The organism is Amycolatopsis sp. NPDC114478 (assembly GCF_055633805.1).
Genome location: NZ_JBVKDO010000028.1, coordinates 63,027 through 74,293, shown reverse-complemented (window position 1 = coordinate 74,293; position 11,267 = coordinate 63,027). Strand labels below are relative to the sequence as shown.

The following is an 11,267-nucleotide window of genomic DNA, read 5'->3' as shown; positions in this document are numbered from 1 at the left end:
GAACCTACTGGACGCCCCACAGGTCGCCGAGCCCGGCCACGTCGACGACGGTGGCGGTGCGCGGAAACACCGTGCCGGTCAGGAAGTCGTGCGTCGCCTGGTCGCGGTCGCCGCAGGCGTCGCTCAGGACGACGATCCGGTAGTCGCGGTCCATCGCCTCACGGACGGTGCTCAGCACGACGCCGCTGGTGCTGAGCCCGGCGAGGACGAGCGTCGTGATCCCGCGCTTCTCCAGCTGCGACCCGAGGTCCGTGGTGGAGAACGCGCCGACGCGGATCTTGCGCACCTGGATGTCGTCGTCGTGTGGAGCGAGCTTCGAGTGGATCCGCGTGCTCGGGGCGTCCGCGTGCATCGCCGCGCGGAGGTCGGCGGAAGCGGCGATCGGGGCGAACATGCTCGTCTCGGGGATCTCGTCGAACTCGGTGTCTTCGAGGGCGACGCGCACCCAGCCGACGTGCGCGCCGCGGCCGCGGACGTCCTCGATGACACCGGCGACGCGGTCGAGCAGCGGGCCGGTGTCGGGCAGCTGCCCGACGATCCCCTCTTGGTAGTCCATCACGAGCAGGGCGGTGCGGTTCGGGTCAAGCACGGGTTTCGTCCTTTCCGGGTGGGGTGGTGGTCTTCGACAGGGCTCGGTCGAAGACGGTGACGGCGAGGAAGACCACGCCGATGCCGAGCAGGAGCAGCGCGAGGTCGTGCAGGCCGCCGGTTTCGGCGGCGGGTCCGTAGAAAGCGCCTTGCAGCGCGGAGGACACGATCGCGCCGAGGTAGCCGAAGGTGCGCAGCAGCCCGGCGGACGCGCCGATGTCGGCGGGATTCGCCTGGCGGTACACGGAGTTCTGCAGCGCGAGGCTGTTGAGCCCCTGCGGGATCCCGGCCACGAGCGCGACCACGACGAGCAGCCAGACGGCGGCCGAGGAGTCCAGCGTCAGCAGCAGCGCGCAGCCGGCGAGCTGCCCGAGCGCGGCGGCGACGAGCTTGCCGCGCACCTGCTCGCGGCGTCCGCTGACGAGCGCCACGAGGATCCCGGTCGCGAACAGCGGCAGCGTGGCGAGCCCGGCTTCGGCCGCCGACAGGCCGCGCCCGTGCTCGAGCCATTGCGTGTAGGCGTAGAGGAAGCTGTACGCGATGACGTAGGCGAGCAGCGCCCGGCCGTAGGTCCGCAGCAGCGGGCCGTTGCGGCCGAGCAGCCGCAGGTCGATGAACGGGCGGGCGCAGGTCAGCTCGCGCACCGCGAAGCCCGCCGCGCCCGCGGCGGCGATGACCGCCAGGTACCAGTCCCCCGCGCCCGGGTGCATCAGGAACAGCAGCAACGCGACGAGCGAGCCCGCGAACAGCGCCATGCCCGGGAGGTCGAGGTCGAACGAGCCCTTCGCCACCGGTTTGGGCGTCTTGGGGAACCGGCGGGCGCCGAGGACGAACGCGGCCAGCGCGATGGGGACGTTGAGCGCGAAGGGCGCGCGCCAGCCGCCGACGCCGATCAGCAGGCCGCCCAGCGCGGGCCCGATCACCGAGATCGTCTGGGTGGAGATGGCCAGCACGGTGAGCACGGACGCGGGGCTGTCACGGCCGGTGCGGTCGCTCTCGTCGCGGATGAGCCGCATCGCCGCCGGGTAGCCGGCGCACGTGCCGAAGCCGAGGAGGACCCGGGCGGCGATCAGCCACCCCAGGTTCGGGGCGAGGGTGCCGAGCACCCCGGCCAGGCCGACCAGCGCGGTCGCCGGGAGGAACACCGGACGCGGCCCGTAGGCGTCGATGAGCCGCCCGGCCACCGGCTGCCCGACGGCGGTGGCGAGGTACAGCGCGGAGATCAGCCACGCGGTCGCCGACGCCGGCGCGCCGAACGCGACGCCGATCGGCACCAGCGCGACCGCGATGATGGTCGAGTTGACCGGGTTCAGCACCGCGCCCGAGATGAGCGGAGCCAGCAGCTTCCGGTCGAACCCGTCCCGCGTCGCCGCGCGCGTGGTCATGGCTCGACCACGCGGCCGAGCAGGGCGAGTGCCTCGGTGACCACGGCGAGCTCGTCGTCGGTGAGCCGCTCGGCGAGGGTCCGGGCCAGCCACTCGTGCCGCGAGGCGCGGGCACCCTGGCCGTAGGCGCGCCCCTCGGGGGTGAAGTAGATCAGCTGCCGGCGGCCGTCCTCGGGGTCGTCCTCGCGGCGGACCAGGCCGAGCTTCTCCAGCGCGGCCACCGTCGCGGCCATCGACTGCGGGCGCACCCGTTCCGCGCCGGCCAGCACGCTCGCCGTCGCCGGCTCCAGCTTCGCGAGCCGGGCGAGCGCCGAGGCCTGCGCGGAGGTCAGGCCGCCGACCGCCGTCGCGTCCATCATCTGCCGCCGCAGCCGGCCGACGAGCACGCGCAGGGTCTGCGCGGCCGCGCCGGCTTCGGCCTTCTTCGAGGTCATATCGACAGGATAGACTGAACAGGTAACCCTGTCGAATTTTCGCCGACACCGGTGCCGGATCCGGGTGCGCGCCGACCCGGCGAGCGGTGTCTACAGTGGACTCAGGGCAGCACGGCCGGGAGGTCGAACAGCGCCAGCACGGCGGGGTCGGCGAACACCACGTTGTGCGCCACCCGCCCGCCGGACACCGTGAACACCTGCAGGGTGTGCAGCCGGTACACCCCGGCGTCGTCGCGGCAGTAGGCCACGAGCGCGGGCTGCCCGTTCGCGGCCGCGCGCGTCATCCGCCAGTCGCGGCCGCGCATCGCGAACAGCCGCTCCAGGAACCGGCCGTAGCCGTCCGGGCCGAGGTACCACAGCGGCACCGGCGGCATCTCCATCACGACGTCCCCGGTCAGCAGCTCGACCAGGCCCGCGACGTCGGCGGACTCGAACGCGCGGACGTAGCGGTCCAGGACCGCCTCCACCGCCGAGTCGTCCGGCTCCGGGACCGCGTCGGCCGTCAGGCCGCCGAGGCCCGCGCGGGCGCGCTGCAGGGCGCTGTTGACCGCGGCCGCCGTCGTCTCCAGGAAACCGGCCACCTCCGCCGCGCTGAACTCCAGGACGTCGCGCAGGATCAGGACCGCGCGCTGCTTGGCCGGCAGCGTCTGCATCGCCGCGAGCAGCGCCAGCCGCAGCGTGCCGCGCCGGGCCAGGCGCAGGCCGGGGTCGTCGAGGCGCGCGTCCGGGAACGGGTGCAGCCACGGGATCTCGAACGACGGCGTCAGCGGCGCGGCCGGGTCGTCGCTCGGGCGGCCGAGGCCCGACGGCAGCGGCCGCCGGGCCCGGCCTTCGAGGGCCGTCAGGCATGCGTTGGTCGCGATCCGGTAGAGCCAGGTGCGCACCGACGCGCGGGCCGGGTCGTAGCCGTCCCACGCCTTCCAGGCGCGAACCAGCGTCTCCTGCACCAGGTCTTCGGCCTCGTGCACCGAGCCCAGCATGCGGTAGCAGTGCACCAGGAGCTCGCGCCGGTGCGGTTCGGTGCTCGTCGCGAAGTCCGGCATCGCTCTCCCGTCGGTTCGGTACGGGAGACGATTCTCTACTACAGGTCGCCGAAGTCCTCGGGCCGCAGCCCGTCGAGTTCGGCGCGGAAGCGGGCGACCTCGGCTTCGGTGTCCAGCAGATCGGCGGCCGGCCCTTCGGCCTCCTGCTCGACTTCCAGCTGCACGGACGCGACGTCGAGCACCTCTTCGGCGACGCTGATCGGGGCGCCCTGGCGAAGGCCGAGCGCGACGGCGTCGCTGGGACGGGCCGACACGCGGGTGCCGTCGACGAGCACGAGATCGGCGTAGAAGATGCCGTCCCGCACCTCGGTCAGCTCCACGGCGGCGACCCCCTGGCCGAACGCCGCGAGCACGTCGCCGAGCAGCTCGATGGTCCCCGGGCGCGGTTGCTCGATCTGCTCGCGCGCCCGCACGAGGGCCTCGGCCTCGCCGTACCCGATCATGATCGCCAGCCAGCGGCGGGCCCCGTCCGGCTCCCGCAGCAGCATCAGCGGCGCCTCCCCGGGCACCGGGACGGCCATTCCCACCACCTCGATCGGGATCACGCTGACCACCGCACCCTCCGTGTAGGGACACTCCTCCGCGCGCGGGATACCCAGAACCCGCGGTCGGCAACCCGGTTCCGCGCGGGACTTTTTTCACCCCCGACTCTCCTCCGCTGCGGACTCCACGGGAACCCCTTGCCGGGTGCGCGGCGGCGCTGTCACCGTCGAGGCGTGGAACCGACGATTTCGCGCGCCATCGACGTCCCGGCCGACGCGGGCACGGTGTGGTCGTGGGTGACCGACCTGCCCCGGATGGGCGAGCTGAGCCCGGAGAACATCGGCGGTCGCTGGCTGGACGAGCCGGGTCTCGGCGCGCGTTTCCGCGGCCGCAACCGCAACGGCGACCTGCAGTGGTGGACGCGGGTTCGCGTAGTGGCGTTCGAGGAGAACCGCCGGTTCGCGTTCGACGTGCGGACGCCGATCGGCTCGCGGGTGTCGAGGTGGGAGTACGTGCTGACCCCGACGGCGGCGGGCTGCCGGGTGACGGAGAACTGGTACCGGATCGGCAGCTGGGTGGTCCGGAAGTTCATGGGGCCGCGGGTGACGGGGCGGGCGGACCGGCCGGGGTACAACGTGCGGTCGATCGAACACACCCTGGCGGCGATCAAGGCGAGAGCGGAGGAGCGGGCCGCGGCCGCGTGACGTCAGTCTCTTGTTGAGACCGACCTGGTCCGGGTAGGTTGCTTTTTCAAACCTAGGAGAACCATGACCGCCACCGCGCCGAAGCCCGGACTCGTGCTGCTGGTCGTCTCGACGGCGGCGTTCCTCGCCAGCCTCGACACGTTCATCGTCACGATCGCGTTCCCCGGCATCCGGGCCGCCTTCCCCGGTGACGGCCTCGCCACGCTCTCCTGGGTCCTCAACGGCTACACCGTCCTGTTCGCCGCCTGCCTCGCGCCCGCCGGGCGGCTGGCCGACCGGTACGGCCGGAAGCGCCTGTTCCTGCTCGGCGTCGCCGTCTTCACGCTCGCCTCGGCCGCCTGCGCCGCCGCGCCGTCCATTCCCTTCCTCATCGTCTTCCGGGCCGTGCAGGCCGTCGGCGCCGCGCTCGTCATGCCGACGTCGCTGGCCCTGCTGCTGACCGCGTTCCCCGCCCACCGGCGGCCGATGGCGGTCGGGGTGTGGGCGTCCGTCGGCGCCGCGGCCGCCGCGCTCGGGCCGCCCGTCGGGGGCCTGCTCGTCGAGGCGTCGTGGCGCTGGGTGTTCCTGGTGAACCTGCCGATCTGCGCGCTGACGCTGCTCGCCGGCCCGCGCGTGCTGCGCGAGTCGCGCGACACGACCACCGGCGTCCCGGACCTGCTCGGCGCGGCGGGCCTGCTCGCCGGCGTCGGCGCGCTCGCCTACGCGCTGGTCGAAGCGCCCGACCACGGCTGGACCGCGGGGCCCGTCCTGCTCGCCTTCGCGATCGCCGTCGTCGCGCTGGCCTGGGTGCCGCTGCGCTCGGCGCGGCACGCCGTGCCGGTGCTGGACCTGCCGGCCCTGCGCGTCCCGACGCTGTGGCTGGCGTGCGTGACGACCGGCGTGTTCGCGGCCGGGTTCGCCGCGATGCTGTTCGGCAACGTCCTGTTCCTGACGTCGGTCTGGCACGACTCGATCCTGGTCGCCGGGCTGTCGCTGGCCCCGGGACCGCTGATGGTGGTGCCGGTGTCGATCCTCGGCGGCCGGTTCGTGCACCGCTTCGGCCCGGGCCCGGTGGTAGCCCTCGGCGGCGTCTCGTTCGGCGCGGGCGCGCTGATCTGGTTGCTGCGCATGGGATCGACGCCCGACTACGCCGCCTCGATGCTGCCCGGCCAGCTCCTGACCGGCATCGGGGTCGGACTGATCCTGCCGAGCCTGTCGGGCGTGGTCGGCACGGTCCTGCCCCCGCCCCGCTGGGGCGCCGGCTCGTCGATGGTCAACACGACGCGCCAGATCGGCACGGTCCTGGGGACGGCGGTGCTGGTGGCGATCTTCGCGGGAACACCGGACTTGCCGGACTTCCGCCACGGCTGGCTGCTGGTCCTGGCCACGGCGGTGGCGACATCGGCGGGCGGGCTGCTCATCGCCGCGCGCCGCCGGGTCGACCACTACGTCGAGCCCCAGGCCGCGGCCGCCGAAGGCGCGAAGCAGCAGGTTTAGTCCCGCACGACGACCATGTCGTCCACGGTCGGCACCTCGTTCGGCCGGTAATTCAGGTAAAGCAGAGCGAAATCGGAAGACTGGTATGCGTCGCGCATGATGACGTCTCCGGTCGTCCGGATGTAGACCGGGCTGTCGACACTGATCCACGCGTACGGATTCTGCAGATAGCCACCGGAGGCGTCGGTCAACGTCGAGTCGTAGGGGGCCGGCCGCGCCGACCTGCTACCGGGCTCTGCCAGAAGGTTGAACACGCAGAAGTCCGGCAACTGGGGAACATCCTGGCACGTCGAAAGGTCGTACGAAGCACCATAGACGTCCAGTGCGCCATTCAACGCTGCTCTGCGGTAGGCCAAGCGGAAATGTGCGTTGAAGTCCGTGAAAAGCTTCGCACCTCGATCGGTGGGGCTCACGAGTGAAACGCGGAGGTAGGGTGGGGCGCCGCATATCCCGGAGCGATGTTGTCGAGTTGACGCCGCAGCTCATCGTCTCCAAGCTCACGACCAGCGCAGTACACGCGATTCTCACACGAACGCCATTTGCTCTCATCATCGCTCCTTCGCCGCACGAAGTCGCGTCTGCGCCGCATCCTGTTACGGCGCTCCGGTCCTTCACGTCGAATCGGTTAGCGAACCCGACTTGAGTAGCTTTACGTCAGGCCCCAGGCCGCGTCCAGCGCCGCGAGGCCGGCGTCGATCCTCTCCACCGGGATCGAGCCGTAGCCCAGGACCAGGCCCGGCGACGGCGACCCGCCGCACAGGTCGGACAACGTCTGCACCGCCACCCCCGTCCCCGACGCCCGCACGGCGATCGGCTCCAGGTCGGTGTCGGCCAGCGCGCACACGTGCAACCCCGCCGCCGACGGCACCACCCGCAGCCGGCCCGCGAACCGGTGGTCCACAGTGGACACCAGGCGCTCGTGGCGCTCCGCGTACACCTTCGTCGCGCGGCGGATGTGGCGGGCGAACAGCCCCTCGTCGACGAACCGGGCCAGCGCCGCCTGGGCCGGCACGTCGCCGTGCCAGTCCGACAGCTGGCGCGCGGTGCGCAAGGCCTCGTGCAACGACGCGGGAGCCACCAGAAAACCGAGGCGCAGCATGGGAAGCAGCGTCTTCGAAAACGACCCGACGTACGCCACCCGCTCGCCGCGGTCCAGGCTCTGCAACGGCTCCAGGGGCCGGTCGGAGAACCGGAACTCGCTGTCGTAGTCGTCCTCGACGACGACCGCGTCCGCCCGCGCGGCCCACGCCAGCAGCGCCGTGCGGCGGGCCAGCGACATCGGCGTGCCGAGCGGGAACTGGTGCGACGGCGTGACGTACACCAGCTTCGTCCGCGACGGCAGCGCCTCGACGTCGAGGCCTTCGCCGTCCACCGGCACCCCGACGACTTCGGCGCCGTGCGAGGCGAACAACAACCGCGCCTGCCGGTAGCCGGGTTCTTCGACGGCGACGCGGTCGCCCGGCGACAGCAGCACCCGGCACAGCAGGTCGAGGGCCTGCTGCGCGCCTTGGGTGACGAGCACGTCGTCCGCGTCGGCGCGCACCGAACGCGAGACGCCGACGTGCAGGGCGATCGCGGCGCGCAGCCCCGCGTGACCGCTCGGGTCGACGTAGTGCGCGGAGCCGGTCCGCAGTTCGCGCCCGAGCAGCCGCCGCCACGTCTCGAGGGGGAACAACGCGGCGTCGGGAACGCCGACGCGGAAGTCGAACTCCGGCGTCCGCGCCACCGGGGCGGCCGGCGACGGCAGCGAGCGCCAGATCGCCTTCGGCTGCGGGCCCCGCGGCGAAGGTGCTCTACGCGGCTTCGGCGCGGGCAGCGAACCGCTGACGTACGTCCCGGCGCCGACGCGGCCGGTGAGGAAGCCGTCGGCGGTCAGCCGGTCGTAGGCGACCGCGACGGTGTTGCGCGAGACGGCCAGCCGCCGCGCCAGCTCCCGCGTCGGCGGCAGCCGCTCCCCCGCCCGCAGCCGGCCGTCCAGCACGGCGTCGCGCAGCTGCCGGTAGATCCGGACGGACAGGTCGCCGCGCCCGGCCAGGCTGACGTGGAAGTCCATCCGGCGAGCCTACATTGGCCCAATCCGATTTAAGGGAATTGGATCTGGGATCGGGCCAAGTCCCGATCTACGGTAGGTCCATGACGCTCACCCAGGACCGCCCCGCCCGGTTGCTCGCCGCCGCCCAGCTGGCCGGCTCGCTCGGCGACGGCGCCTTCCTGACCTGCTCGGTCCTGTTCTTCACGCGGGTCGCGGGGCTGACGCCGGCGCAGGTCGGGCTCGGCCTCACCCTCGGCTGGGCGGTGGGCTCGGTCGCGGGCGTGCCGCTCGGCCACCTCGCCGACCGCCACGGCGCCCGCGGCTGCGCGATCCTGCTGGCGCTGGCGACGAGCGCGTCGATCCTCGTGTTCCCGTTCGTCCGCACACCCCTGCTGTTCGCGCTCGCCGCGTGCCTTTACGGCAGCTGCCAGACCGGTTTGGCCGCCGTCCGGCAGGCGCTGCTCGCCGCGCTGGCCGACCCGGAACGCCGGACGCGCATCCGGGCCCAGCTGCAGTCGGCGGGCAACGCCGGGCTCGCCGTCGGCGCCGGGCTGGGCGGGCTCGCGCTGTCGGCCGACACGGCGTCGGCGTACCTCACGGTCTTCGCGCTCGACGCCGCGGCCTTCGTCGTGACGGCGGGGCTCATGCTCGCGCTCCCGCCCGTGGCGGCGTCGGTCCCGCGCACCGGCGAGCCGAAGCTGGCCGTGCTGCGCGACCGGCCGTACGCGCTGGTCACGCTGCTGAACGCGGTCCTGCTGCTGCGGATGCCGCTGCTGAGCGTCGCGATCCCGCTGTGGATCGTCGAGCGGACCGCCGCGCCGGGCTGGACGGTGTCCGCGCTGTTCGTGCTCAACACGGTCGTGGTGGTGCTGCTGCAGGTCCGCGTGGCGGGCCGGCTGGCGAGCATCGGCGCGGCGGCGCGGATGGTCCGCCGGTCCGGCGTGCTGCTGCTGGCGTCCTGCGTGGCGTTCGCGCTGGCGGCGGCCGGGACGTCGCCGTGGACGGCGTTCGCGGTGCTGGTCGTGGGCGCGCTGGTGCAGGTGTTCGGCGAGATGCTGCAGTCGGCGGGCACGTGGGAGATCGGCTTCGCGCTGGCACCGGCGGACCGGCAGGGGCAGTACCAGGGGTTCTTCGGCACGGGAGTGTCGGTGGCGCGCGCGGTCGGGCCGGTGCTGCTGAGCACGGTGGTGGTCGGGTGGGGCCTGCCGGGGTGGCTGCTGCTGGGCGCGCTGTTCCTGGCCGCGGGCGCCGCGATGGGGCCGGCGGTCCGCTGGGCCCAGGCAACCCGGACCCCGGCTCCCGCCACGGCTGCCGTCCGCTGACCCGCGCCACCATGGCTGCAGCCGCCGCCGGCCCAGGCCGACTGCGGCACTGACCCGCCCGCCACTCATGGCTCCAGCCGTCGGCGACCCAGGCCGACGGCAGCACTGACCCGCCCGCCACCCATGGCTCCAGCCCCCGACGACCCGGCACCGACCCTCCCGCCACCCATGGCTGCAACCGCCGCCGGCCCAGACCAGCCGCAGCCCTGACCGGCGCCGCCCACGACTCCGGCTGGAGACCTAGTCCGCCGCGCACCACCGGCCGCCGCTCACCTGCCCGGAGCCGCCTAGGACTTCAGCTGTCGCGCGTTGAGTCCGTACTGCGCCATCTTGCGATACAGCGTGGCCCGGCCCATGCCGAGCTTCGCGGCCGCCTGCACGACCGTCGCCCCGGGCTCGGACAGGCACCGCACGATCTCGTCGCGCTCCATCGCCTGCAGCCGGCTCAACCGGTGTCCCACCCCGCTGAACACCTCGGCCGGCAGGTGCGCCGTATCGACCACGTCCGACCGCGAAGCCGCTTCGCGCACAACCCGCCGAAGCTGCTTCGCGTTCTCCGGCCAGTCGTAAGCCGTCAAAGCCCGCGAAGCCGCCGAAGTGAACGTGACGTCCCGCCCGCGGTCGCGGCGGGCGAAGTGGTGGGCCAGCGGGAGGACGTCGTCCGGCCGGAACCGCAGCGCCGGCACCTCGACCACCAGGTCGACCAGCGGCCGCAGCGGCGAGGGCAGCGAGCCCGCGTCCTCGGCCGTGAGCACGAACGGCGACGGCCCGGCGCCGCGGACTTCGGCGAACCGCCGCGCCAGCTCCTCCGCCGCCCACGCCGGCAGGGCCTCGACGCCGGACACGATCACGCACGTGCCGTCCTTGGCCAGCTCGGGCGTCCACAGCGTCAGCCACGTGTCGACGTCGTCGGGAGCGGGCGGGCGCGCGTTCAGGACTCGCTCACGCGGGCGCAGCTCCCGTCGCGCCAGCGACGCCAGCGCCGTCTTCCCCACCCCCGGCTCGCCGACGACCGCGACGACGCGACCGGCGCCGAACGCCGTCTGCGCTTCGGCGACCGCGGTGGTCCAGGCGGCTGACAGCCGCGGCCGGTCGCCGGGGTCGACGCGGTCGGCGTAGACGCGGAAGACCTCGCCGCGCGGGGTCGGGCGGGCGATCCGCCCGGACGCGCGGGCCAGCATCAGCGCCGCGGTGTTCCCGGCGGCGGCCTGCGCGAGCGCCAGCAGCAGCTCCGACGACTGCTCCGACCAGGTCGTCAGGTTGACGCTGCCGGCCAGCGACCCGGTGAGCGGGTCGAGCACCGGCACCGCCGCGCAGGTGTAGCCGCGCAGGTCGGTGCAGTAGTGCTCGCTCGCCCGGACCAGCGACGGCGCCCGGTCGGCGAGCGCCAGGCCGAGCCCGTTGGTGCCCGCGTTGCTCTCGGCGAAGTAGAACCCGGGCGCCAGGTGCACCTTGTCGAGCGAGCGGTTGATCGACGCGTCCGTGCACAGCCGGCTCAGCACCAGGCCTTCGCTGTCGGTGATCATCAGGCTGATCGGCTCGTTGGCCAGCGTCGCCTGCAGGCCGCGCAGCACCTCGGTGCCGCACTCGTACAGCAGCGACCCGGTGTCGACCGCGCCGGAGAACACCGGCAGAACCTCGTCTTCGGGGACGCCGTAGCGCTCGCTGCGCTGCCAGGACGCCCGCAGCCGGGCCGCGTCGAACGACCGCGTGACGTACACCTGCGGGTTCTCCACTCGGGCCTCCCGGAACGCGCCGCTGCGTCGGACTCCGTCCAGCCTACGTCCGCCGCCCGGGTGA

General features: G+C 73.4%; 10 protein-coding genes and 1 pseudogene. 3 read left to right on the top strand and 8 right to left on the bottom strand.

Translation table 11 applies throughout. The features are described from left to right. Positions 1 to 4: 4 nt before the first annotated feature. The 5 genes and pseudogenes from ACZ7OH_RS45110 to ACZ7OH_RS45090 form a co-directional block, all read right to left on the bottom strand. Positions 5 to 589: a cysteine hydrolase family protein gene (locus ACZ7OH_RS45110; protein WP_470286544.1), complete on the bottom strand. Its 585-nt coding sequence runs from the start codon at positions 587 to 589 to the stop codon at positions 5 to 7. Continuing rightward, the gene (locus ACZ7OH_RS45105; protein WP_470286543.1) at positions 582 to 1,973 is read right to left on the bottom strand and encodes an MFS transporter; all 1,392 of its coding nucleotides are present in this window, start codon (positions 1,971 to 1,973) and stop codon (positions 582 to 584) included. Before ACZ7OH_RS45105 ends, ACZ7OH_RS45110 begins: the two co-directional genes overlap by 8 nt. Then, complete coding sequence (locus tag ACZ7OH_RS45100; protein ID WP_470286542.1) at positions 1,970 to 2,407, bottom strand: MarR family winged helix-turn-helix transcriptional regulator; 438 nt, start codon at positions 2,405 to 2,407, stop codon at positions 1,970 to 1,972. Before ACZ7OH_RS45100 ends, ACZ7OH_RS45105 begins: the two co-directional genes overlap by 4 nt. A gap of 101 nt (positions 2,408 to 2,508) precedes the next feature. Next, positions 2,509 to 3,453 (bottom strand): annotated as a pseudogene (locus tag ACZ7OH_RS45095) (sigma-70 family RNA polymerase sigma factor); the annotation flags it as partial. A 35-nt stretch (positions 3,454 to 3,488) separates the two neighbouring features. Further along, entirely contained in the window at positions 3,489 to 4,004 is a 516-nt protein-coding gene (locus tag ACZ7OH_RS45090) for a bifunctional nuclease family protein (protein ID WP_470286541.1), read from the bottom strand. Between the two features lie 162 nt (positions 4,005 to 4,166). Here ACZ7OH_RS45090 and ACZ7OH_RS45085 point away from each other — a divergent pair, with 162 nt between their 5' ends. Continuing rightward, the gene (locus ACZ7OH_RS45085) at positions 4,167 to 4,637 is read left to right on the top strand and encodes an SRPBCC family protein (RefSeq protein ID WP_470286540.1); all 471 of its coding nucleotides are present in this window, start codon (positions 4,167 to 4,169) and stop codon (positions 4,635 to 4,637) included. Positions 4,638 to 4,700: 63 nt separating this feature from the next. After that, positions 4,701 to 6,113, top strand: coding sequence for an MFS transporter (locus ACZ7OH_RS45080; protein WP_470286539.1), 1,413 nt, complete (start codon positions 4,701 to 4,703; stop codon positions 6,111 to 6,113). Here the strand turns inward: ACZ7OH_RS45080 and ACZ7OH_RS45075 are convergent. Beyond that, on the bottom strand, positions 6,110 to 6,526 hold the full coding sequence (locus tag ACZ7OH_RS45075; RefSeq protein WP_470286538.1) for a hypothetical protein: 417 nt from the start codon (positions 6,524 to 6,526) through the stop codon (positions 6,110 to 6,112). The two genes, ACZ7OH_RS45080 and ACZ7OH_RS45075, sit on opposite strands and share 4 nt — an antisense overlap. Before the next feature lie 236 nt (positions 6,527 to 6,762). Continuing rightward, on the bottom strand, positions 6,763 to 8,166 hold the full coding sequence (gene pdxR, locus ACZ7OH_RS45070) for a MocR-like pyridoxine biosynthesis transcription factor PdxR (RefSeq protein WP_470286537.1): 1,404 nt from the start codon (positions 8,164 to 8,166) through the stop codon (positions 6,763 to 6,765). Between the two features lie 80 nt (positions 8,167 to 8,246). Between pdxR and ACZ7OH_RS45065 the strand changes: the two genes are divergently transcribed. Next, entirely contained in the window at positions 8,247 to 9,467 is a 1,221-nt protein-coding gene (locus tag ACZ7OH_RS45065) for an MFS transporter (protein WP_470286536.1), read from the top strand. Positions 9,468 to 9,754: 287 nt separating this feature from the next. Here ACZ7OH_RS45065 and ACZ7OH_RS45060 read toward each other — a convergent pair whose 3' ends face one another. Next, entirely contained in the window at positions 9,755 to 11,203 is a 1,449-nt protein-coding gene (locus ACZ7OH_RS45060) for an AAA-type ATPase lid domain-containing protein (protein WP_470286535.1), read from the bottom strand. Positions 11,204 to 11,267: the final 64 nt, after the last annotated feature.